The sequence below is a fragment of the Streptomyces sp. NPDC020801 genome, assembly GCF_044334385.1.
GTDB lineage: Bacteria > Actinomycetota > Actinomycetes > Streptomycetales > Streptomycetaceae > Streptomyces.
In genome coordinates, this window is record NZ_JBIRST010000017.1 from 178230 (window position 1) to 198985 (window position 20756).

Below are 20756 nucleotides of genomic sequence, written 5' to 3' on the forward strand. Positions count from 1 at the left end.
CTCCGGGCTTCTGGGTGCCGCGCCTCAGCCGGCTCAAACACGAGAAGCCGACCGGCCCTCGGCGAGCAGAACAGGCCGCCACCGCCAGGCAGCCACCGCGCGGCCGCATCCAGCGCATCCAGGGCCGTAGGCGTCCGGAGGACGCGCATCTGACACTTTGGCCGATTTCATTCGGTCGGATTTCCGTCGAGCAAAAGTACGACCTCGCTATGCACTGCGTCTATACCCGCTGTATATAGTCCCGGCAATGCCTTGTGCGACCAAGAAGACGACGAAAACGGGGACGGGGTTCCGGGCGATGACGGGGACGGGGTTTGGGGCCATGGCGGGAACGGGATTCCGGGCGGCGGCGGCGCTGTTGGCGGCCGCCTGTCTGACGCCGGCACTCACCGGGTGCGGGCGCGAGCACGACACGGCGCCGAGCACCGCCCGGGCCCGGGCCGCCGCGGGCGCGCCGGCCCGGTTCGGCACGGTCGACTGCCGCGAGGCCAAGTGCATCGCGCTGACCTTCGACGCCGGGCCCAGCGAGAACTCCGCGCGGCTGCTCGACATCCTCAAGGAGAAGAAGGTCCCGGCGACCTTCTTCCTGCTCGGCGCGCGGCACATCGAGAAGTACCCGGCGCTGGTCGAGCGGATGGCGGCCGAGGGTCACGAGGTGGCGAGCCACACCTGGGACCACAAGATCCTCACCCGGATATCCCCGGCGCAGATACGCGAGGAACTCCAGCGCCCGAACGAGGCGATAGAGCGCCTGACCGGACGCAGGCCGACGCTGATGCGCCCGCCCCAGGGGCGCACCAACGCCACCGTGCACGAGATCTGCAAGGAGCTCGGCATGTCCGAGGTCCTGTGGAGCGTGACCGCCAAGGACTACACCACGAACGACTCCGCACTGATCACCAGGCGCGTGCTCGCGCAGGCCTCCCGGGACGGGATCGTCCTGCTGCACGACATCTACCCGGGCACGGTGCCCGCCGTGCCGGGCATCATCGACGCTCTGAAGGAACGCGGATACGTGTTCGTGACGGTGCCTCAGCTGCTGGCGCCCGGTAAGGCGGAGCCGGGGAAGGTGTACCGGCCGTAGGACGAGCGTGTCACGACGCGGGGCGTCGCGCTCAGGGTGCCGTACGGCCGGGGCGGGGCGGTACACCGTTCCGGGGCGGCCCCGGTTGCGCAGACTCCGGCCCGCTCCTCGGCACACACTTCTTCCACCGCCGTGAATCCGTTGCCCGCGGTACGGTCCTTGGGGCCGGGTTGCCGAGGGAGCATACGGCCAGGCGGGTGACCTGGGAGCGAACGTACGGATGGCGGGCCGTGGTTGCCTACGATCATCACGTGGTCGACTTCTTCCTCGAACGTACGGCGCCGCTCCCCCTCGACGAGGCCTGGCGGCGGCTCACCCAGTGGCATCACCACGCCGACGTGGTCCCGCTGACCCGCATCACCGTGGTCACACCCGGGCCGACCCGCAAGGGCACGCGGCTCGTGGCCCGTTCGGGAATCGGCCCGCTCGGCTTCGACGACCGCATGGAGGTCACGGTCTGGCACCCCCCGGCCGACGGCGAGCCCGGCCTGTGCCGTCTGGAGAAGCGGGGGCGCGTGGTGCTGGGCTGGGCGGAGATCGAGGTCCGTCCGGGGCCCGGCGGCCGTACGCGGGTGCTGTGGCGGGAGGAACTGCGGGTGCGTCTCCTCCCGTCCGTCTTCGACCCCCTCCTGCAGCGCACGGCGCGCGTGGTGTTCGGGCGGGCGGTGAACAAGCTGCTGCGGCGGGCGTGACGCCGGGATCGGGCGACGGTCAGCGGCGGCTGCCCGGGCCGCCGGCCGGCGGGAGCAGGCGGGACCAGGGCGTGCGTCCGGCGGCAGCCAGGAGCAGCCGCTCGTGGGGCGGCCGGGGGCCGACCGGGCGCCAGGCGAGGTCCGTGTCCGCGGCGGCGGACCGCGTGCGCAGGGCCACCACGTCGTCGTGGCCCGCGAGCGCATGGCGGAAGAGCGTGTGGCCGCCGGTGTCCTCGACGAGTGTGGCGGGGCTCCAGCCGTGTTCCGCGAGACGTGCGAGGACCGTGGCCGCGTAGCCGTTGTACGTCATCGTGTTCAGGTACCGGGCCCCGCTGGAAACCGTCGACGCCCTCAAGGACGCCCACTACAGCAACCCCGAGGGGGCGTTCGCCCAGTGCCTGGCCCGGCTCGCGGGGCCGCTGGAGCCCCGAACGGGCGGACTCGTCCTCGCCGAGGGCCCCCGCCCGGCGATCGAGGCCGCCGTCGCCTGCGACCCCTTCGTCACCAGTGGCGCCGCCACGGCGGGGATCCTCGCGTTCCGGCCGACGTGGGGGTCGGCGGAGGACTCCGCCACGCACTGACGACTGGCATCCGGCCACGAGGAACAAGCCGCGGTGGGCCGCCTCAGGCCACCGACCCGATCCGCCTCCCCGGCGCCGGTGCCGACGCCGCGTCGTGGTGAATCGGGGTGTGGGCGCCGGTCAGGGAGACGCCGCTGCCGCCGCGTCGGCCCGCGACGATCTCCGCGGCGATGGACAGGGCCGTCTCCTCGGGGGTGCGGGCACCGAGGTCCAGGCCGATGGGCGACCTGAGCCGGGCCAACTCCATCTCCGTCACGCCGACTTCGCGCAGCCGCCGGTTGCGGTCGAGATGGGTGCGGCGGGAGCCCATCGCGCCGACGTACGCCACCGGAAGCCGCAGCGCCAGCCTCAGCAGGGGAACGTCGAATTTCGCGTCATGGGTGAGTACGCACAGCACCGTGCGGCTGTCCACGTCCGTGCGCTCCAGGTACCGGTGCGGCCACTCGACGACGATCTCGTCGGCCTCCGGGAAGCGGGCCCGGGTGGCGAAGACGGGGCGCGCGTCGCACACCGTCACGTGGTGGCCCAGGAACTTGCCGATGCGCACCAGCGCCGAGGCGAAGTCGATGGCACCGAAGACGATCATCCGGGGCGGCGGTACCGAGGACTCCACCAGGACCGTGAGCGGCGCGCCGCAGCGCGCGCCCCGCTCGCCGAGCTCCAGGGTGCCGGTGCGGCCGGCGTCCAGGAAGGCGGCCGCCTCGCCCGCCACCGTGCGGTCCAGTTCCGGGTGCGCCCCGAGACCGCCCTCGTGGGAGCCGTCGGAGCGGACCAGCAGCGCCCGGCCCAGCAGCCGGGCCGGGCCCGACACGACCCGCGCCACCGCCGCCGCCTCACCCGAGGCGGCGGCGGCCAGCGCGGCCGCGAGCACCGGACGGGCCGGACCGTCGGCCCGTACCGGTGTGACCAGGATGTCGATGACGCCGCCGCAGGTCAGGCCGACCGCGAAGGCGTCCTCGTCGCTGTAGCCGAAGCGCTCCAGGACGGTCTCCCCGTCCGCCAGCGCCTGCCGGCACAGCTCGTACACCGCGCCCTCCACACAGCCGCCGGAGACCGAGCCGATCGCCGTGCCGTCGGCGTCCACCGCCAGGGCGGCGCCCGGCAGGCGGGGTGCGCTGCCGCCGACCGCCACCACGGTGGCGACGGCGAAGTCACGGCCCTGCCCGACCCACCGGTTGAGCTCATCGGCGATGTCCAGCATCTGTCGGTCTCCTTCGGCAGCGGTTGTGCGGAGGGCGTTCGGGTCTCACCGAGCCGCTAGTGCACGCCCATCCAGCTCTCGATCGGGTGCAGCGCGAAGTACACGAGGAAGATCACCGTCAGGCCCCACATGAAGACGCCGATCTCCCGCGCCTTGCCCTGGGCGGCCTTGATGGCCGTGTACGCGACGACGCCCGCCGCCACACCGGTGGTGATGGTGTACGTGAACGGCATCAGGACCACGGTCAGGAAGACCGGGATCGCGGTGGCGCGGTCGGCCCAGTCCACGTGCCGGGCGTTCATCAGCATCATCGCGCCGATGACCACCAGGGCGGCGGAGGCGACCTCCTGGGGGACGAGCGCGGTGAGCGGGGTGAAGAACAGGCAGGCCGCGAAGAACAGGCCGGTGACGACCGAGGCGAGACCGGTCCGTGCTCCCTCGCCGACGCCGGTCGCCGACTCGATGAAGACGGTCTGGCCGGAGCCGCCCGCCACTCCGCCGATCGCGCCACCCGCGCCGTCGATGAACAGTGCCTTGGACAGGCCCGGCATCCGGCCCTGGTCGTCGGCGAGCTTCGCCTCGGTGCCGACGCCGATGATGGTGGCCATCGCGTCGAAGAAGCCGGCCAGGACCAGCGTGAAGACGATCATGCCGACCGTCATCGCGCCGACCTTGCCCCAGCCGCCGAACTCGACGTGCCCGAAGAGCGAGAAGTCGGGCATCGACACCGCGCTGCCGTGCAGTTCGGGGGCGCCGCCCGCCCAGGCGTCGGCCTTGACGACCCCGGCGGTGTTCAGTACGGCCGCGACGACCGTGCCGCTGACGATGCCGATGAGGATGGCGCCGGGCACGCCCCGGGCCTGGAGCATGAAGATCAGGAGCAGGGTGCCGGCGAAGAGCAGCACCGGCCAGCCCGCCAGTTCGCCCGCCGGGCCGAGGGTGACCGGGGTGGCCTTGCCCTGGTGTACGAAGCCGGACTTGTAGAAGCCGATGAGGGCGATGAACAGGCCGATGCCCATGGTGATTGCGTGCTTGAGCGCCAGCGGGATCGCGTTCATGATCATCTCGCGCAGGCCGGTGACCACCAGCAGCATGATGACCACGCCGTACATCACGCACATGCCCATGGCCTGCGGCCAGGTCATCTGGGGGGCGACCTGCGAGGACAGCACGCCGGAGACGGAGAGGCCGGCGGCGAGGGCGAGCGGCACCTTGCCGGCGAAACCCATCAGCAGCGTGGTGAAGGCCGCCGCGAACGCGGTGGCGGTGATCAGGGCCTTCTGGCCGAGTGTGTCCCCGGCCGCGTCCTTGCCGGACAGGATCAGGGGGTTGAGCAGCAGGATGTACGCCATCGCCATGAAGGTGGTGACGCCGCCGCGCACCTCACGCGCGACGGAGGATCCCCGCTGGGAGATGTGGAAGTACCGGTCGAGCCACGATCTGCCGGCCGGGATGCGGGTTCCCGCACCCGCGTCCTCGGCGGTGGTCGTCGGCTCCAGGGACTGCTGGGTCATGTGGGCCTACTCCCAAGGTTCATAGGGGCACCCGCGGTCCGCCTTGACGGCTGCGGGATTTGGGAAGGTGCTTCGGCCGCACGACCCGGGGGACGGCCCGAGACGAACGATCTGAATCACTCCGGGCGGCGCGCAGTTGTGACGTTCCGTGCGCCGCCCGGAGGGTCTGTCACGCGGTACCGGTCAGGTGTTCCGGACGTACCGGTGTGCGGTTGAGCTCCAGACCCGTCGCGTTCCGGATCGCCGCGAGGACGGCCGGGGTGGACGACAGGGTCGGGGCCTCGCCGATGCCGCGCAGCCCGTACGGCGCGTGGTCGTCGGCGAGTTCGAGCACGTCGACGGGGATGGTCGGCGTGTCGAGAATCGTGGGGATGAGGTAGTCCGTGAAGGAGGGGTTCTTCACCTTCGCGGTCCTGGGGTCGACGACGATCTCCTCCATGACCGCCACGCCCAGACCCTGGGTCGTACCGCCCTGGATCTGGCCGACGACGGACAGCGGGTTGAGCGCCTTGCCGACGTCCTGGGCGCAGGCCAGCTCGATCACCTTCACCAGGCCGAGCTCGGTGTCGACCTCGACCACGGCGCGGTGCGCGGCGAAGGAGTACTGCACATGGCCGTTGCCCTGGCCGGTGCGCAGGTCGAAGGGCTCGGTCGGCCGGTGCCGCCATTCCGCCTCGACCTCGACGGCCTCGCCCTCCAGCACGTCCACCAGGTCCGCGAGCACCTCGCCGCCGTCGGTGACGACCTTGCCGCTCTCCAGCAGGAGTTCGGCGGTGGCCCAGGCGGGGTGGTAGGAGCCGAACTTGCGGCGGCCGATCTCCAGCACCTTCTCGCGGACGAGCTCGCAGGCGTTCTTCACGGCGCCTCCGGTGACGTACGTCTGGCGGGAGGCCGAGGTCGAACCGGCGCTGCCCACCTGCGTGTCGGCCGGGTGGATGGTCACCCGGGCGACGCCCAGCTCGGTGCGGGCGATCTGCGCGTGGACGGTGACACCGCCCTGGCCGACCTCCGCCATCGCCGTGTGCACGGTGGCGACCGGCTCGCCGGCCACGACCTCCATGCGGACCTTGGCGGTGGAGTAGTCGTCGAAACCCTCGGAGAAGCCGACGTTCTTGATGCCGACCGCATAGCCGACCCCGCGTACGACGCCCTCGCCGTGCGTGGTGTTGGACAGACCGCCGGGCAGCTGCCGTACGTCGGCACCCTCGGAGCTCTCCCACTGGCGCTCCGGCGGCAGGGGCATCGCCTTGACGCGGCGCAGGAGTTCGGCGACCGGGGCCGGGGAGTCGACCGGCTGCCCGGTCGGCATGATCGTGCCCTGGGACATGGCGTTGAGCTGCCGGAACTCCACCCGGTCCATGCCGACGGCGTCGGCGAGCCGGTCCATCTGCGCCTCGTAGGCGAAGCACGCCTGGACCGCGCCGAAGCCGCGCATGGCACCGCACGGCGGGTTGTTGGTGTAGAGGGCGATGGCCTCGATGTCGACGTCGTCGACCTCGTACGGGCCGATGCCGAGCGAGGAGGCGTTGCCGACCACCGCCGGGGAGGTGGAGGCGTACGCGCCGCCGTCCAGGACGATCCGGCACCTGACGTGGGTCAGCTTGCCGTCCTTCGTGGCGCCGTGCTCGTAGTACAGCTTGGCGGGGTGGCGGTGGACGTGTCCGAAGAAGGACTCGAAGCGGTTGTAGACGATTTTGACGGGCTTGCCGGTGCGCAGCGCCAGCAGGCAGGCGTGGATCTGCATCGACAGGTCCTCACGGCCGCCGAACGCGCCTCCCACGCCGGCCAGCGTCATCCGCACCTTCTCCGGCGGCAGGCCGAGGACCGGGGCGATCTGCCGCAGGTCGCTGTGCAGCCACTGGGTGGCGATGTAGAGGTGGACGCCGCCGTCCTCCTCCGGCACGGCCAGGCCCGACTCGGGGCCGAGGAACGCCTGGTCCTGCATGCCGAAGTGGTACTCGCCGCTGACCACGAAGTCGGCCCGCCTCGCGGCCGCCTCGGCGTCTCCGCGCACGATCGGCTGGCGGTGGACGACGTTCGGGTGCGGGACGTGGCCGATGGTGGGGGTCCCCCCTGGCCCGGAGCCTGTCGGAGGTCCTTGGGGGAGGTCGGTGCGGTTCTCGTGGACGAGGATCGCGTCCGGGGCGGTCGCGGAGGCCTCGTCGGTGATGACGGGCAGTTCCTTGTACTCCACCTTGATCTTGGCGGCGGCGCGGCGCGCGGTCTCGGGGTGGTCGGCGGCGACGATCGCGACCGGCTCACCGTGGTGGCGGACCTTGCCGTGGGCGAGGACCGGGGTGTCCTGGATCTCCAGGCCGTAGTTCCTCACGTCGGTCGGCAGGTCGTCGTACGTCATCACGGCGTAGACGCCCGGCGTGGCGAGGGCCTCGCCCGTGTCGATGGAGACGATCTCGGCGTGCGCGACCGTGGAGCGCAGGATCTGGCCCCAGAGCATGTCCTCGTGCCACATGTCGGAGGAGTACGCGAACTCGCCGGTGACCTTGAGGGTGCCGTCCGGGCGGAGCGTGGACTCGCCGATGCCGCCCTTGGTCTGCGAGCCCTGCGTGATCTTGGTGGGTGCACCGTTCGCGGGCATGGTCAGACCCCCTCGGACTGACGGGCGGCCGCCAGGCGGACCGCGTCCATGATCTTCTCGTAACCGGTGCAGCGGCACAGGTTGCCCGACAGGGCCTCGCGGATGTCCGCGTCGCTCGGGTTCGGGTTGCGCTCCAGCATCTCGTCGGCGGCGACCAGCAGGCCCGGGGTGCAGAAGCCGCACTGGACGGCGCCGGCGTCGATGAACGCCTGCTGGATCGGGGACAGTTCGGTGCCCTCGCCGGTGTGCGAGTCGGAGGGCCCGGCCTGCCACTGCCGGGCGTCCTGCAGGGTGGTCCCGCACGCACCCGTCCCGCAGGACCGCTGCTGGGCGAAGTCCGCCAGCCCCTCGACGGTCACGACCTCTCGGCCCTCGACCTGGCCGGCCGCGACCAGGCAGGAGCACACCGGCACGCCGTCCAGGCGGACCGTGCAGGATCCGCACTCGCCCTGCTCGCAGGCGTTCTTGGAGCCGGGCAGGCCCAGGCGCTCGCGCAGGACGTACAGCAGGGACTCGCCCTCCCAGACGTCGTCGGCTTCCTGCGGACGTCCGTTGACGGTGAAGTTGACGCGCATTACGCAGCTCCCTTTGCGGCGGTGCGGGTGCCGCGGTACGACTCCCAGGTCCAGGTGAGCGTCCGGCGGGCCATCACGCCGACCGCGTGGCGGCGGTAGCTCGCGGTGCCCCGGACGTCGTCGATCGGGTTGCAGGCGGCGGAGCACAGCTCGGCGAACTGCTTGGCGACCGACGGCGTGATGATCTTCCCGTTGTCCCAGAAGCCGCCCTCCTCCAGCGCCGCGTTCAGGAACTCCTCGGCGGCCCCGGCCCGGACGGGAGTCGGGGCGGCCGAGCCGATGCCGGTGCGGACCGTGCGGGTCTCGGGGTGCAGGGCGAGGCCGAAGGCGCACACCGCGATGACCATGGCGTTGCGGGTGCCGACCTTGGAGTACTGCTGCGGGCCGTCGGCCTTCTTGATGTGCACGGCCCGGATCAGCTCGTCGGGGGCGAGCGCGTTGCGCTTGACGCCGGTGTAGAACTCGTCGATCGGGATGCGCCGGGAACCACGTACCGACTCCACCTCGACCTCGGCGCCCGCGGCGAGCAGGGCGGGGTGGGCGTCGCCGGCGGGAGAGGCCGTGCCGAGGTTGCCGCCGACGCCGCCGCGGTTGCGGATCTGCGGGGAGGCGACCGTGTGCGAGGCGAGCGCGAGGCCCGGCAGCTCGGCACGGAGACTTTCCATGATCTTCGTGTAGGGGACCGAGGCGCCCAGCCGCACGCTCTCCCCGCCGGCCTCCCACTCGTAGAGGTCGCCGACGCGGTTCAGGTCGAGGAGGTACTCGGGCCGGCGGTGGTCGAAGTTGATCTCGACCATCACATCGGTGCCACCCGCAATCGGCACAGCGGTGGGGTGCTCGGCCTTCGCGGCGAGCGCCTCCTCCCAGCTGGCGGGGCGAAGGAAGTCCATGACCGGCTCTCTTCTTCGTCTCGTGGGTCGTCCAGATTGAGCCAATCCGTGTGCGGCGGGCGAGGCTCGTTCATGTGCTGTTTCACGCGGAGTGGCCTCAGTACACAGCTCTGTGCTCCGGCGGGGTCAGTCACCGAAACCATGAAGGGTTTGGCTGGCCAGGGCAGCCATCTTGTAGATTCGTATGAAAGGAGGCCATCAGAAACCTCTTCGCTTCCCCCTGGAAACAGAGGACACGGCCCCGCGCCCCCGGCGGAGTTGCCGGCCCGGCCGCGTGGCCGGGCCCTCGCCACAAGATCCATCGTAGTTTTCGAGACAAAAGAACGGCGGCGACGAGAGATGCGGCTGCGCGCACTGCTGGACACCGATGCGCTGGGCCTGAAGCTGCTCGGCGGTGAGGACGAGCTGGACCGCACCGTCCGGGGCGTCATGACCACCGACCTGCGCGACCCCAGCCGTTACCTCTCCGGCGGTGAGCTGGTGCTGACGGGGCTGGCCTGGCGCCGTGACGCCGCCGACTCCGAGCCCTTCGTGCGGATCCTGGTGCAGGCCGGCGTGACCGCGCTGGCCGCCGGCGAGGCCGAGCTGGGCGATGTGCCGGACGACCTGGTGGTGGCCTGCGCCCGGCACCGGCTGCCGCTGTTCGCGGTCAACGAGTCGGTGGCGTTCGCGACGATCACCGAGCACGTCGTACGGCAGGTGTCCGGCGAGCGCGCCGGCGACCTCGCGGCCGTGGTGGACCGCCACCGGCGGATGATGACCGCCGGTCCGGCGGGCGGCGGCCCGGACGTGGTGCTGGACCTGCTGGGCTCCGACCTGGACCTGCGGGCCTGGCTGCTCTCTCCCGCCGGACGGCTGATCGCCGGGCCCCGGGCGGCGGGCCCCGCGCTGCCCGCCGAGACGTGTGCCGAGCTCGCCACCGCGCACCTGGCGGCCGGCCGCACGGGCCGGCGCGGCCCGCACCGGGTGACGCTGGGCACGACGACGTACTCCCTCTTCCCGATCCGCGGCTCCGGGCACCGCCCGGCGGTGGCCGGGCCGGGGGGCGCCCCGCAGGGTGCACGGGACGTGCGCGAGACGGTGCTGTCCGACTGGCTGCTGGCCGTCGAGGCGGACGCCGGCGACTGGCCCGAGGAGCGGCTCGACCTGCTCGAGGGCGTCACCCAGCTGATCGCGGTCGAGCGGGACCGGCGGGACGCGGCGCGCACGGTGCGCAGGCGGCTCGCCCAGGAGGTGCTGGAGCTGGTGCAGACGGGGGCGGCGCCCGCCGAGATCGCCGCGCGCCTCAGGGTCGCGGCACCCGTGCTGCTGCCCGGCCTCGGAACCGCCCCGCACTGGCAGGTGGTCGTGGCCCGCGTGGAGTGGGAGGACGGGCGGATCGAGGGCGGCCCGGTCGCCCAGTCGCTGCTGGAGGAGATCCTCGTGGACCCGCACAGCACCGGTCCCGAGCCGTCCGACCGCATAGCGGTCGCGCACACCGGTGACGAGGCCGTCGCACTGGTGCCGCTCCCCGCCGTCCCCGCCGAGCCCGACGGCGCGGAGCCCGGGATCCTCGCCGACGCGCTCCTGCGGGCCGTACGGGACCCGCTGTCGGCCGGTCTCGACGACGACGGCCGCCTCACCCTCGGCGTCAGCGCGGCCGTGCACTCGGCGGAGGGGCTGCGCGGGGCGCTGGAGGAGGCTCGGCACGCCCGGCGGGTGGCCGCGGCGCGCCCGGGCCGGGTGTGCGCGGCGGGACACCAGGAACTGGCCTCGCACGTGCTGCTGCTCCCGTTCGTACCGGACGACGTGCGACGCGCCTTCACCGCCCGGCTGCTGGACCCGCTGCGGGACTACGACCGCCGGCACCGCGCCGAGCTGATCCCGACGCTGGAGGCGTTCCTCGACTGCGACGGCTCCTGGACCCGGTGCGCGACCCGGCTCCACCTGCACGTCAACACGCTGCGCTACCGGGTCGGGCGGATCGAGCAGTTGACGGGACGTGACCTGTCGAGGCTGGAGGACAAGCTCGACTTCTTCCTCGCGCTGCGCATGAGCTGAGGTCAGGACGGGGGACGGCTTTTGCGTCCGGTATCGGCCACCGTCCCACGACTTTGTGAAATCCTTCACCCACCCCCTTGGCCGGGCCGCGGAATTCGTGCTGAGATGCCGCCACCACTCAAGGCTCGAAGGCGTGCTCGGGGAGGGCAACGTGGCGCATCCCGCCATGTCTGGTAACGGAACGACCGCAGGTGACGATCCACTCCAGACCGCGGTATGGCGGCTGCGCTCACGCGCGTGCTGGGCCGACGCGGCAGCGCTGCTGCAGCCGGCCACCGCGGCCGCCGCGCTGCAGAGAACGGCGCTGCTGGTCGAACGGTGCCTGTACACCGAGGCCGGCTGGGAGGACGCGGAGGACGCGCTGCGGACCGCGGAGGCGCTGGCCCACACCGACGAGGAGCGCGGCGCGGCCGCTTGTGAACGCGGGCAACTTGCGTACACGGCCACCGTGCACGGCGTGCGGGACCGCGCGGACGAGGCCCGGGCCGCGCTGGGCCGGGCGGCGGCGCTGATCCCGCCGGGGGCGCCCGGGCGGGGCCTGCTGGACTTCCGGCGCGGACTGATCGCCGAGAACCTGACCCGCTCCCCGCAGGCCGCGCGCGCCGCCTACCGCCGCGCCCACGCGGGCGCCACCGCCCACGCCGACCCGCTGCTGCTGTCCTTCACCTGGCGGCACCTGGCCGGACTGGCGCTGCGGGACGGGGAGTTGGCGGAGGCGCGGCACGGGTTCGCCGAGAGCCTGCGGATCCGCGAGGAGCTGGGCTACCTCGTCGGTACGGCGCCGGCGCTGGCGTCGCTGGCCGACACCGAGGCGGAGCCGGAGGCGTCCCGGCTGCGGGAGGAGGCGCGGCGGCTGTTCCGGCTGCTGGGGGGCGTGCCCACCTGGCTGGCCCGGCAGCTGGCGCCGGCGCCGCCCGCGGCGGGGTCGGCAACGGCCTGACCCGGGCTGCGCCGGGGGCGGCCACGGGCTGACCCGGGCTGCGCCGGGGCGGCCACGGGCTGCGCCGGGGGTTGCTCAGTGCTGCTCAGAGGAACCTGAGAGGTTCCTGTGCCAGGCTGGCGCACCCGAACACGCGGACGGACCGAATCCTGTCGTGGCCCGCCCGGCGGGAGACCGGCGACAGGGCCCCTGGCCCCCCGAAGGCACGAGCCGGGTCCGCACACACGAGCCGGGTCCGCGTGCACCCCCACGGCCGCCCCTGGAGGAGCGCCTGATGAGTTTGATCAACGGCCTGCCCGCGCACGTGCTGCTGGTCCATGTCGTCGTCGTCCTGGTACCACTCAGCGCGTTGGCCCTCGTGGTCTGCGCGCTGTGGCCACAGGCCGCCCGGCGGCTGGGCCTGGCGCTGCCGCTGCTCGCCCTGGTCACGCTGGTGAGCGTGCCGCTGGCCACCCAGGCCGGGGAGTGGCTGGAGCGGCACGTGGACAGCGACCCGCTGGTGCGGCGGCACGCCGAGCTGGGCGACGGAATGCTGCCCTGGGCCCTGGGCCTGTTCGTGCTCGCGGCCGGCGTCTGGTGGATCTCCCGCCGTACGCCCGCGTCGTGGTCGGAGGAGCACACCGGGGCACGGCCGGGACCGCGGCCGGGATCGGTGCTCCGCATCGCCGCGGTCGTCCTGTCCGTGGCGGTGGGCGCGGGCGCGGTCGTCGACGTCTACCGGATCGGCGACTCGGGCGCGAAGGCGGCCTGGCACGACGCCTACTCCAAGACCGCCACGAAGGCGGGCGACGGGGACTGACCGGCGAGACCGGCCGGCACGACCCGGCCGACCGAGTGCGGCCCGCCCGGGGACACCCCGGGCGGGCCGCACTCATCCCCGCGCCGGTGGACCGCCCGGCACCCCTGCGGCCGGAGCCGCCGCGCACCACGGAGGAAGCCGGGTACCAGGGAGGAGCCGCCGCGCACCACGGACAGGCACCGGCGCCCCGGGCGAGCCGTCGGCCACCGGCCGCAGCGCGCCGAGCTGCCGAGCCACCTGTCAGCACCAGGAACCTCCGGGCCCCACGGACGGGAGGGAGCCCGGCACCCCGGGCGAGCCGTCGGCCACCGGCCGCAGCGCGCCCGGCGGGACCGCCCTCGCGCAGGCCGGTCCGGCGGGACCGCCGCCGCTCAGGCCCCGGCCGCGAAGTGCTCCCGTACGAGCCGGTGCACGGCGTCCATGTCCCGTGCGATGAGCGCGTCCAGCAGGGCCGTGTGCTCGGCCGCGTCCGTCACCAGTTCCGCGCGGGCCGGGCGGGCGGAGCCGCCCACCAGGGGCCACTGGGCGCGGCGGTGCAGGTCCTCGGCGGTCCGGGCGAGCTGTTCGTTGCCTGCCAGCGAGAGCACCGCGCGGTGGAAGGCGCGGTCGGACTCGGCGTAGGCCGCCCGGCACCCGGAGGACGCGGCCCGCGCGCTGGCCTCGGCCAGCGGGCGCAGCTCGGCCCAGCGCTCGACGGGCACGGTACGGGCCAGCCGGAGCAGCACCGGAACCTCGATCAGGGCCCTCACCTCGGCCAGCTCGGCGAGCTCGCGGGCGCCGCGCTCGACCACCCGGAAGCCGCGGTTGGGCACGACCTCGACGGCGCCCTCCAGGGCGAGCTGCTGCATCGCCTCGCGCACCGGCGTCGCCGACACCCCGAACCGCTCGCCGAGCACGGGCGCAGAGTAGACCTCTCCGGGCCTCAGCTCCCCCGCGACCAGCGCGGTGCGCAGGGCGTCGAGGATCTGGCCGCGCACGGAGGAGCGCTGCACCAGGGGGCGGGGGTGCGGGATGGGCCGCTCGGCATGGGTGTGCTCGCCCCGGGCGGCGCCGGCCGCCGCGGCGTCCCGGTCCCGCCGGATGTCCGCGGCCTGCGGCTGCCGGGGCACCCGTGCCACGCCGCCACCCGGCCGGACCTCGGGTATGCCGGTCCCGGCGGAGTCCTGCGCGCCCTGCTTCACGGTCCTCCTCCGGGCTTGTGGGTGCTTGGGTCATTACGACTGGTTGTTACTCGTGCGTCAAGCACCTTAGGCGCAATGGGCCAAAGGTTCACATTCCGTCGAGGTGAAGCAAGGCAGGGCTTACCTGCAATCAAGCGGGGACAGCGGTCCGGCAGGCATGTGCGCCCTTCGGCCGTGGCGGCCGCCTACGCCCATCCGCCACGGCTTCCCGCACCGCCGGGCGCCCCGCCCGCCCGTGACGCTCTCGCCCGTGACGCACCTCTCGCCCGTGACGCACCTCTCGCCCGTGACGCACATCTCGTACGACCGCACCGCCGGAGTTGCGGCCGTACGCCCCGCCTCCTTCGCCCGTCCGCCGGGCGGCCCGGCGGCGGCACCGCCCGGCCCCCGGGTGGTACGCGCCGAGGAGGTGCTGCGGGCCGAGGCGCGTACGACGGTCACCGAGCACCTGGAACCGGCGCTCGGCGGCTGCGGCCCGCGCATGTGGCTGCGGCTGCGGCTGCGGCTGCGGCTGCGGCTGCATGGGACGGATCACCGAACCGCCCGCTGCGTTCCACGGCCTGAGTCCCTCTCAAGTTTCCTACCGGTCAGGCCAGGTCACCCATTCGAGCGACGACACCTCACCTCTCATCCCCTAGGATCATCCGCGAGTGGGACGCCCTCACGGTTACAGGTGATTCACAACTTCCTCACCCGCCCCGGGAACTTTCCGTGGCACCACCCGTACGGGTAGTCTTATTCGAACTCAACTCCCGCCCCTCAAGCGGCAGTTCGAGCAGAACGCCGCCCTGGGCATCCCCTTGCACTTCCTTGGCGGCCTCTTGCCCCGAAACCCCCTGAGGGCCGTTGGGATTGGGCCACTATGGCGGGCGTTACGCCCTATCCCAATGCAAGGGACCCCAGATGAGACTGACCGACATATCGCTGAACTGGCTGCTTCCGGGCGCCGTACTGCTCCTGGGCATGCTGGCGGCGGTGGCGGTGCTCGCGCGCGGAAGGCGCTCCTCCGGGGAGAACGCGAGCGCGGACGACTCGTGGGAGCGCAGCGAGGAGCGCCGCAGGCGCAAGGAGGCCATTTACGGAACGGCCTCCTACGTACTTCTGTTCTGCTGCGCGGCGGTGGCCGCGGCGCTCTCCTTCCACGGCCTGGTCGGCTTCGGCCAGCAGAACCTCGGCCTGACCGACGGCTGGGAGTACCTGGTGCCGTTCGGCCTGGACGGCGCGGCGATGTTCTGCTCCGTGCTCGCGGTGCGCGAGGCCAGCCACGGTGACGCGGCACTCGGCTCCCGGATACTCGTGTGGACTTTCGCGGGCGCGGCGGCCTGGTTCAACTGGGTGCACGCGCCCAGGGGCATGGGCCACGCGGGCGCCCCGCAGTTCTTCTCCGGCATGTCCCTGTCGGCGGCGGTGCTCTTCGACCGCGCGCTGAAGCAGACCCGCCGGGCCGCCCTGCGCGAGCAGGGGCTCGTGCCGCGTCCGCTGCCGCAGATCCGCGTCGTCCGCTGGATGCGTGCGCCGAGGGAGACGTACAGGGCCTGGTCGCTGATGCTCCTGGAGGGCGTGCGCAGCCTGGACGAGGCGGTCGAGGAGGTGCGCGAGGACAAGCGCCAGAAGGAGGAGAACCGGCGGCTGCGGCGCGAGCAGGAGCGCGTGGAGCGCGCCCAGCTCAAGGCGATCAGCCGCGGTCACCGCGGCTTCGTCGGCCGGGGCGGCCGCCAGGTCGAGGCACAGGCGGCCCTGGAGCGCGGCTCCTCCCAGGTCACCGCGGAGCCTGCCATATCCGCGGAGCCGCTGCCCGTGCGCGCGCGTCCCTCCCTGCAGCCCGTCCGCAAAGGATCTGACCCGATCACCGTAGACCTCACCGCGGAGGACGACACCATGGCCCTGCCGCGCCTGGACTCCCTGGAGCGCAAGCTCAAGGACCTGGAGCAGCAGTTCGGCTAGGACCGGGGCCAGGACGAGGACCGGATTGTGTCGCGGGAAGGGGGGCACGGCCGTGCGGGCCGGGCCCCCTTCCCGTTCACGCGGCGCCCGCGCCGAGTTCGAACCAGACCGACTTGCCGACGCCGTGCGCGCACACGCCCCAGTCGTCCGCGAGGGACTGCACCAGGACCAGGCCCCGGCCACCCGTGTCGTCGTTGCTCGTCGTCCGCGGCCTCGGCCGGCGGGCCACGAAGTCCCTTACCTCCACGCGCAGTCCGCGCGCCGACACGGTGGCCGTCAGGACCGCGTCGTCGTCGGTGTGGACGAGCGCGTTGGTGACCAGTTCGCTGGTGAGCAGCTCGGCGACGTCAGAGGTGCCGGGCCGCCCCCAGTGACGCAGCAGTTCGCGCAGCGCCCGGCGCACCTCGGGCACCGCCCTGAGGTCCGCCCGCCCCAGCCTGCGCCTGAGCTGGGGCGCGGGGCGCCTTTCTATGACGTCGTCGGCCTCTTCCTCCACCGTCTTCGCCGAGGAGGCCCCGACCGTCATGGGACCGCCCCCTCGTGCCTGACTCTTCATGACCCCCGCCCGCGTGCCGACGTCGGTTCCCCTCCATCTCGAACACGTTCACGGGGATCCATGCCCCATCGAGCGAGGGCCAGTCATGCCGGGTCGGCGACGCCCGGGTGTTCGGCCACGTACGCACCGCCCCCTCACGGGCCGCAGCGCTGCCGGAGTACGCCGCCCCGCCCGTACGACTGCGCCGCCGGGCCGCCTCCGAGCGCCTCGGCTGGGCCGGGCGGCCCACTGCGGCATGCCGATCCGGACGTATTCGGCATCGCTCCGGCGCGCCGGTTGGCCCGCGGCGGCGCACCGGACACCGCGCACCCGCCCGCGGCGCCCGCGCCGGCCGAAGGCGAAGTTGGCCGGATACGGCGCCTCCGGCGGGCCGCATCGGACCGCACCGGGCCTGCCGGGGTCACGGCCGGGGCACGTTGCGCAGATTGGACCGGGCCATCTGCACCATCCGGCCCACCCCACCGTCCAGCACGATCTTCGAGGCGGACAGGGCGAACCCGGTGACCATCTCGGCGCTGATCCTCGGCGGGATGGACAGGGCGTTGGGGTCGGTCACGACGTCCACGAGCGCCGGGCCCTTGTGCCGGAAGGCGTCCTTCAGCGCACCGGCGAGGTCCCTGGGCCTCTCGACCCGGACGCCGTGGGCGCCGCACGCACGGGCGACGGCGGCGAAGTCGGGGTTCTTGTTTTCCGTGCCGTACGAGGGCAGTCCCGCGACCAGCATCTCCAACTCCACCATGCCGAGCGAGGAGTTGTTGAACAGCACGACCTTCACCGGCAGGTCGTGCTGCACCAGGGTCAGGAAGTCACCCATCAGCATGGAGAATCCGCCGTCCCCGGACATGGAGATAACCTGCCGGCGGCGGTCGGTGAACTGCGCGCCGATCGCCATCGGCAGCGCGTTCGCCATCGAACCGTGCGAGAAGGAACCGATGATGCGGCGGCGCCCGTTGGGCGAGATGTAGCGGGCGCCCCAGACGTTGCACATCCCGGTGTCGATGGTGAACACGGCGTCCTCGCCGGCCACTTCGTCGAGCACCGCGGCCACGTACTCGGGGTGGATCGGGACGTGCTTGTCCACCTTCCGTGTGTACGCCTTGACGACGCCCTCCAGCGCGTCCGCGTGCTTTCTGAGCATCTTGTCCAGGAAGCGCCGGTCCTTCTTGGCCCGGACGCGCGGGACGAGGCAGCGCAGGGTCTCGCGCACATCGCCCCACACCGCGAGGTCGAGCCGCGAGCGGCGGCCGAGGTGCTCCGGCCGGACGTCGACCTGGGCGATCTTGACGTCGTTGGGCAGGAAGGCGTTGTACGGGAAGTCGGTGCCGAGCAGGATCAGCAGGTCGCACTCGTGGGTGGCCTCGTAGGCGGCGCCGTAGCCGAGCAGGCCGCTCATCCCCACGTCGTACGGGTTGTCGTACTGGATGAACTCCTTGCCGCGCAGCGCGTGTCCGACCGGTGACTTGATCTTTCCGGCGAACTCCATCACCTCGGCGTGCGCGCCCGCCGTCCCGCTGCCGCAGAACAGGGTGACCTTGTCCGCCTCGTCGATCATCCCGGCCAGCCGGTCGATCTCGGCGTCGCCGGGCCGGACGGTGGGCCGGGAGGTGACGATGGCGGTCTCGGCGGCCTTCTCGGGGGCGGGCTCGGCGGCGATGTCGCCGGGCAGGGACACCACGCTGACTCCGCTGCGGCCGACCGCGTTCTGGATGGCGGTCTGCAGCAGCCGGGGCATCTGCTTCGGGCTGGAGATCAGCTCGCTGTAGTGGCTGCACTCGGCGAACAGCCGGTCGGGGTGGGTCTCCTGGAAGTAGCCCAGACCGATCTCGCTGGAGGGGATCTGCGAGGCGAGGGCGAGGACGGGGGCCATGGAGCGGTGGGCGTCGTACAGGCCGTTGATGAGATGGAGGTTGCCGGGGCCGCAGGAACCGGCACAGGCCGCCAGCTTCCCGGTGATCTGCGCCTCCGCGCCGGCCGCGAAGGCGGCCGTCTCCTCGTGGCGGACGTGGATCCAGTCGATTGCGGCGTTGCGGCGGACCGCGTCGACGACCGGGTTGAGGCTGTCGCCGACCACGCCGTACAGGCGTTTGACTCCGGCACGGACGAGGATGTCGACGAACTGCTCTGCGACGTTCGGCTTGGCCATGGCTTACGGACGCCCCTTCGGTCTCCCGCGGTCCTCTGGTTCGGCTGGGCACCTTTGCTCCGGTCCCTCTGCGTCCATGAATTCACAGCCTGCGCGCTCACGCCTCCCACACGGCCGCGGCCGTACGGTCATCCGCATACCCCTTCACCCGCACCTGGGAGTCCGCCAGGAACGCGGCGAGCCCGGGCGGGGTCGGGCCGGACCACCGCCGGCCGAGGTATGCGCACAGCTCCGGCTCACCACGCAGCGGGTCGGCCAGGCCTGCGGTGCACATCAGCAGCGTGTCACCCGGCTGGGCCACGGAGGCACGGAAGCGGAAGGGTTCGGTGGGCGGCCCGGGAGTGGTCCGGTCGGACGGGTCGGGGGATGTGGTGATGCCGAGGTCCATGGTGAGCCGGTCGCCGTCGGGGGTCTCGGCGGGGCCGGCCGGTCCGGTCGGGCCGGGCGCCGGTGAGCCGAAGCCGAGGACCGGGTCGCCGGGCTCCTCGGAGACCCGGGGCTCGATGTCCTGCCACTCGCCGTCGCGCAGCCGGAACAGCCCGCCCGCGCCGGCCCCGAAGAAGACGCGTGCACGGCACTCGGGATCGGCGGGCAGGAGCAGGCAGCGCAGGGTGGCCGCGTACTCCTCGGGTTCGATGCCCTGTTCGGCTGCGCTGGCACGGAGCCTGCCGAGGCTGCGGTCGGTGAGGCGGTGCAGCCCGGACTTCAGATCGCCGCGCCGGGCCGCCCGCAGGTCCTCGACCAGCCGGTCGTGGCTGCGGCCCACCGCCCGCGCGATCCACTGGCACACCTCGGCGGCCGCGCGGTGCGCCCCCGGGGTGGCCCGGGCGCCGGTGGCCATCGCCACGAGGACCAGCGCCTGTTCGCCCGCGCCGAACCGCGCGGTCAGCAACGCGTCCCGGCGGGGCTCGCCCCGGTAGCGCGCGGAGTCGCCCCGGATGGACACCGCGCGCAGGGTGCAGGCCCCGTATCGGGCCCCGTCCAGCACCGTGTCCGGCACCAGGTCGTCGAGCGCGTCCGGGTCGCCGGGCGGGAGCGCCGTGGGCTCGGCATCGTAGGTGGGCGGCCCGGAGCCCACGTAGTCGAAGGTGGGGGGCGGGAGTTCCGGGGGTGGGGGCGCGTCAGCCGGTGACGGGGGCGCGGAGAGCTGTGGGGGCGCGGAGGGGAGCGGGGGCGCGGAGGGCAGTGGGGGTGCGGAAAGCGGGGGTGGAGGAGAGGCCGGGGCCGGGGCGTCTGTGGGCGTCGTGGCGTCTGTGGGCGTCGTGGCGTCTGTGGGCGTCGTGGCGTCTGTGGGCGTCGTGGCGTCTGTGGGCGTACGCTCGCCGGTTTCCGGTGCCATGCGGCCCGGGTCGGCGGGCTCCGGCGGGCGAGGGGCGGGCGGGTGGCTCTCCGGTCCCGGGGAGCCGGCGGTCGGAGACTCCCAGGGGGGACGTTGCCACCAGTCCGGGCCGGCGTCCATCGGCCACCCGTCGGCGTCCCCGTCCGCATGGCGGGCAGGCTCGGCGGGCGGGCCTGCGGTGCGCGGTGAGGGCACTGTCGCCGGTGGGGGTGGTGCTGTCGCCGCGGGCGAGGGCGGGCGGTCCTCGGGCGAGGGCGGGCGCTCGGGCGGGGCCGGGTCCTCAGGGGCCGATCCCCCGGTGCCCGCCGTCCGCCGCGTCCGCTCGGTTTCCTCCGGCCCTCCCGTGCGCGCGGACCCCGGTCCCCTCCCCAACGTCCCGGCCGCCGAGGCGAAGCGGTCGTCCAGGGAATCGGCCGCGGCCGTGGGACCGGTGTCCTCGATGGAGCCGGAGTCGTCGTACAACTGCCGCCACCAGTCGTCCTCGTGACCGGTGGGCCTTCCCCCCTGCTGACTCATGCCCCCGATTGTCCACCGCACGAGCGGTGGGGAAACGGGGCATCCGGAAAATCCGGCGGGCACCCGCATCTCGAACCCCCCTCGGGTGAACCTTCGAATGCCGGTACGAAACAAAGCCGCCGGGCGGTTCCACCCCCCACGGGAGACCCACCCGGCGACACCGGG

At 73.1% G+C, this 20756-nt stretch carries 17 protein-coding genes; 7 read left to right on the forward strand and 10 right to left on the reverse strand.

What is annotated here, in order from left to right:
• Nucleotides 1-322: 322 nt before the first annotated feature.
• On the forward strand, nucleotides 323-1084 hold the full coding sequence (locus tag ACH4UM_RS30115) for a polysaccharide deacetylase family protein (RefSeq protein ID WP_398185998.1): 762 nt from the start codon (nucleotides 323-325) through the stop codon (nucleotides 1082-1084).
• Nucleotides 1085-1335: 251 nt separating this feature from the next.
• Entirely contained in the window at nucleotides 1336-1776 is a 441-nt protein-coding gene (locus ACH4UM_RS30120) for an SRPBCC family protein (RefSeq protein ID WP_398186001.1), read from the forward strand.
• Nucleotides 1777-1795: 19 nt separating this feature from the next.
• Here ACH4UM_RS30120 and ACH4UM_RS30125 read toward each other — a convergent pair whose 3' ends face one another.
• Nucleotides 1796-2086, reverse strand: coding sequence for a hypothetical protein (locus ACH4UM_RS30125; protein ID WP_398186004.1), 291 nt, complete (start codon nucleotides 2084-2086; stop codon nucleotides 1796-1798).
• A gap of 1 nt (nucleotide 2087) precedes the next feature.
• Between ACH4UM_RS30125 and ACH4UM_RS30130 the strand changes: the two genes are divergently transcribed.
• Nucleotides 2088-2357 (forward strand): hypothetical protein, encoded by a 270-nt coding sequence (locus ACH4UM_RS30130; RefSeq protein WP_398186006.1) that lies wholly within the window; start codon nucleotides 2088-2090, stop codon nucleotides 2355-2357.
• A gap of 43 nt (nucleotides 2358-2400) precedes the next feature.
• Here ACH4UM_RS30130 and ACH4UM_RS30135 read toward each other — a convergent pair whose 3' ends face one another.
• From ACH4UM_RS30135 to ACH4UM_RS30155, 5 genes are all read right to left on the reverse strand, one after another.
• Nucleotides 2401-3558, reverse strand: a complete 1158-nt coding sequence (locus ACH4UM_RS30135) for an XdhC family protein (protein WP_398186007.1) — start codon at nucleotides 3556-3558, stop codon at nucleotides 2401-2403.
• 56 nt (nucleotides 3559-3614) lie between these two features.
• Nucleotides 3615-5072, reverse strand: coding sequence for an NCS2 family permease (locus tag ACH4UM_RS30140; protein ID WP_398186010.1), 1458 nt, complete (start codon nucleotides 5070-5072; stop codon nucleotides 3615-3617).
• A 169-nt stretch (nucleotides 5073-5241) separates the two neighbouring features.
• Nucleotides 5242-7668 (reverse strand): xanthine dehydrogenase family protein molybdopterin-binding subunit, encoded by a 2427-nt coding sequence (locus ACH4UM_RS30145; RefSeq protein WP_398186012.1) that lies wholly within the window; start codon nucleotides 7666-7668, stop codon nucleotides 5242-5244.
• A gap of 2 nt (nucleotides 7669-7670) precedes the next feature.
• Nucleotides 7671-8243 carry a (2Fe-2S)-binding protein gene (locus ACH4UM_RS30150; RefSeq protein WP_398186015.1) on the reverse strand — a complete coding sequence of 191 codons (573 nt, stop codon included), beginning with the start codon at nucleotides 8241-8243 and terminating at the stop codon, nucleotides 7671-7673.
• Nucleotides 8243-9133, reverse strand: coding sequence for an FAD binding domain-containing protein (locus ACH4UM_RS30155; RefSeq protein WP_398186017.1), 891 nt, complete (start codon nucleotides 9131-9133; stop codon nucleotides 8243-8245). Before ACH4UM_RS30155 ends, ACH4UM_RS30150 begins: the two co-directional genes overlap by 1 nt.
• A gap of 339 nt (nucleotides 9134-9472) precedes the next feature.
• On the opposite strand from ACH4UM_RS30155, the gene ACH4UM_RS30160 reads away from it, so the two are divergent.
• From ACH4UM_RS30160 to ACH4UM_RS30170, 3 genes are all read left to right on the forward strand, one after another.
• A complete protein-coding gene (locus ACH4UM_RS30160) occupies nucleotides 9473-11173 on the forward strand; it encodes a PucR family transcriptional regulator (protein ID WP_398186020.1) in 1701 nt (566 codons plus the stop codon).
• A gap of 166 nt (nucleotides 11174-11339) precedes the next feature.
• Entirely contained in the window at nucleotides 11340-12113 is a 774-nt protein-coding gene (locus ACH4UM_RS30165; RefSeq protein WP_398186023.1) for a hypothetical protein, read from the forward strand.
• A gap of 274 nt (nucleotides 12114-12387) precedes the next feature.
• A complete protein-coding gene (locus tag ACH4UM_RS30170; protein WP_398186026.1) occupies nucleotides 12388-12912 on the forward strand; it encodes a DUF2231 domain-containing protein in 525 nt (174 codons plus the stop codon).
• Between the two features lie 371 nt (nucleotides 12913-13283).
• Here the strand turns inward: ACH4UM_RS30170 and ACH4UM_RS30175 are convergent, their stop codons facing one another.
• A complete protein-coding gene (locus tag ACH4UM_RS30175) occupies nucleotides 13284-14093 on the reverse strand; it encodes a GntR family transcriptional regulator (protein WP_398186029.1) in 810 nt (269 codons plus the stop codon).
• 903 nt (nucleotides 14094-14996) lie between these two features.
• Here ACH4UM_RS30175 and ACH4UM_RS30180 point away from each other — a divergent pair.
• Nucleotides 14997-16037, forward strand: a complete 1041-nt coding sequence (locus ACH4UM_RS30180) for a DUF2637 domain-containing protein (protein WP_398186032.1) — start codon at nucleotides 14997-14999, stop codon at nucleotides 16035-16037.
• Between the two features lie 76 nt (nucleotides 16038-16113).
• Here the strand turns inward: ACH4UM_RS30180 and ACH4UM_RS30185 are convergent, their stop codons facing one another.
• The 3 genes from ACH4UM_RS30185 to ACH4UM_RS30195 all read right to left on the reverse strand — a co-directional run bounded on the left by ACH4UM_RS30185 (nucleotide 16114) and on the right by ACH4UM_RS30195 (nucleotide 20591).
• Entirely contained in the window at nucleotides 16114-16563 is a 450-nt protein-coding gene (locus tag ACH4UM_RS30185) for an ATP-binding protein (RefSeq protein ID WP_398186035.1), read from the reverse strand.
• Between the two features lie 430 nt (nucleotides 16564-16993).
• A complete protein-coding gene (locus tag ACH4UM_RS30190) occupies nucleotides 16994-18736 on the reverse strand; it encodes a pyruvate dehydrogenase (protein ID WP_398186038.1) in 1743 nt (580 codons plus the stop codon).
• 97 nt (nucleotides 18737-18833) lie between these two features.
• Nucleotides 18834-20591, reverse strand: coding sequence for a protein phosphatase 2C domain-containing protein (locus ACH4UM_RS30195; RefSeq protein ID WP_398186040.1), 1758 nt, complete (start codon nucleotides 20589-20591; stop codon nucleotides 18834-18836).
• Between the last annotated feature and the right edge of the window lie 165 nt (nucleotides 20592-20756).

Coding starts and splice junctions, on each gene's coding strand:
- ACH4UM_RS30180 (WP_398186032.1), top strand. CDS start 14,997: ATGAGACTGACCGACATATCGCTGAACTGGCTGCTTCCGGGCGCCGTA.
- ACH4UM_RS30115 (WP_398185998.1), top strand. CDS start 323: ATGGCGGGAACGGGATTCCGGGCGGCGGCGGCGCTGTTGGCGGCCGCC.
- ACH4UM_RS30170 (WP_398186026.1), top strand. CDS start 12,388: ATGAGTTTGATCAACGGCCTGCCCGCGCACGTGCTGCTGGTCCATGTC.
- ACH4UM_RS30145 (WP_398186012.1), bottom strand. CDS start 7,668: ATGCCCGCGAACGGTGCACCCACCAAGATCACGCAGGGCTCGCAGACC.
- ACH4UM_RS30195 (WP_398186040.1), bottom strand. CDS start 20,591: ATGAGTCAGCAGGGGGGAAGGCCCACCGGTCACGAGGACGACTGGTGG.
- ACH4UM_RS30165 (WP_398186023.1), top strand. CDS start 11,340: ATGTCTGGTAACGGAACGACCGCAGGTGACGATCCACTCCAGACCGCG.
- ACH4UM_RS30125 (WP_398186004.1), bottom strand. CDS start 2,086: ATGACGTACAACGGCTACGCGGCCACGGTCCTCGCACGTCTCGCGGAA.
- ACH4UM_RS30185 (WP_398186035.1), bottom strand. CDS start 16,563: ATGACGGTCGGGGCCTCCTCGGCGAAGACGGTGGAGGAAGAGGCCGAC.
- ACH4UM_RS30140 (WP_398186010.1), bottom strand. CDS start 5,072: ATGACCCAGCAGTCCCTGGAGCCGACGACCACCGCCGAGGACGCGGGT.
- ACH4UM_RS30150 (WP_398186015.1), bottom strand. CDS start 8,243: ATGCGCGTCAACTTCACCGTCAACGGACGTCCGCAGGAAGCCGACGAC.
- ACH4UM_RS30160 (WP_398186020.1), top strand. CDS start 9,473: ATGCGGCTGCGCGCACTGCTGGACACCGATGCGCTGGGCCTGAAGCTG.
- ACH4UM_RS30135 (WP_398186007.1), bottom strand. CDS start 3,558: ATGCTGGACATCGCCGATGAGCTCAACCGGTGGGTCGGGCAGGGCCGT.
- ACH4UM_RS30190 (WP_398186038.1), bottom strand. CDS start 18,736: ATGGCCAAGCCGAACGTCGCAGAGCAGTTCGTCGACATCCTCGTCCGT.
- ACH4UM_RS30155 (WP_398186017.1), bottom strand. CDS start 9,133: ATGGACTTCCTTCGCCCCGCCAGCTGGGAGGAGGCGCTCGCCGCGAAG.